Below are 1,042 nucleotides of genomic sequence, written 5' to 3' on the forward strand. Positions count from 1 at the left end.
TTACTCGATGATCTTTGCGACCACGCCGGCGCCGACGGTACGGCCACCTTCGCGGATTGCGAAGCGCAGACCTTCTTCCATCGCGATCGGAGCGATCAGCTTCACCGTGATCGACACGTTGTCGCCCGGCATGACCATTTCCTTGTCCTTCGGCAGCTCGATCGAGCCCGTCACGTCCGTCGTACGGAAGTAGAACTGCGGACGGTAGTTGTTGAAGAACGGCGTGTGACGGCCGCCTTCGTCCTTGCTCAGCACGTACACTTCAGCCGTGAAGTGCGTGTGCGGCGTGATCGAACCCGGCTTGGCCAGAACCTGGCCGCGCTCCACGTCTTCACGCTTCGTGCCACGCAGCAGGATACCGACGTTGTCGCCTGCCTGACCCTGGTCGAGCAGCTTGCGGAACATTTCCACGCCCGTGCAGGTCGTCTTCACCGTCGCCTTGATACCGACGATTTCGATTTCTTCGCCGACCTTGACGATGCCGCGCTCAACGCGACCCGTCACCACCGTGCCGCGACCCGAGATCGAGAACACGTCTTCAACCGGCATCAGGAAGGCGCCGTCAACTGCGCGCTCCGGCGTCGGGATGTACGTGTCGAGTGCGTCAGCCAGGTTCATGATCGCCACTTCGCCCAGCTCGCCCGTGTCGCCTTCCAGCGCCAGCTTGGCCGAACCCTTGACGATCGGGGTGTCGTCGCCCGGGAAGTCGTACTTCGACAGAAGTTCGCGCACTTCCATTTCGACGAGCTCGAGCAGCTCAGCGTCGTCGACCATGTCGCACTTGTTCAGGAAGACGATGATGTACGGAACGCCAACCTGACGTGCCAGCAGGATGTGCTCACGCGTCTGCGGCATCGGGCCGTCAGCAGCCGAGCAAACCAGGATCGCGCCGTCCATCTGTGCCGCGCCCGTGATCATGTTCTTCACGTAGTCAGCGTGGCCCGGGCAGTCGACGTGTGCGTAGTGGCGGTTAGCCGTTTCGTACTCGACGTGCGCGGTGTTGATGGTAATACCACGTGCCTTTTCTTCCGGCGCTGCATCG

The 1,042-nt window shown here is 61.9% G+C and carries 1 protein-coding gene; it reads right to left on the reverse strand.

Going from position 1 to position 1,042, the window contains the following annotated elements; all coding sequences use genetic code 11:
• On the reverse strand, nt 1-1,042 hold a 1,042-nt coding region (tuf, locus tag BBA01S_RS39450), incomplete at its 5' end, for an elongation factor Tu (RefSeq protein WP_027821170.1).

The organism is Paraburkholderia bannensis NBRC 103871, from assembly GCF_000685015.1.
Taxonomy (GTDB): Bacteria; Pseudomonadota; Gammaproteobacteria; order Burkholderiales; family Burkholderiaceae; genus Paraburkholderia; species Paraburkholderia bannensis.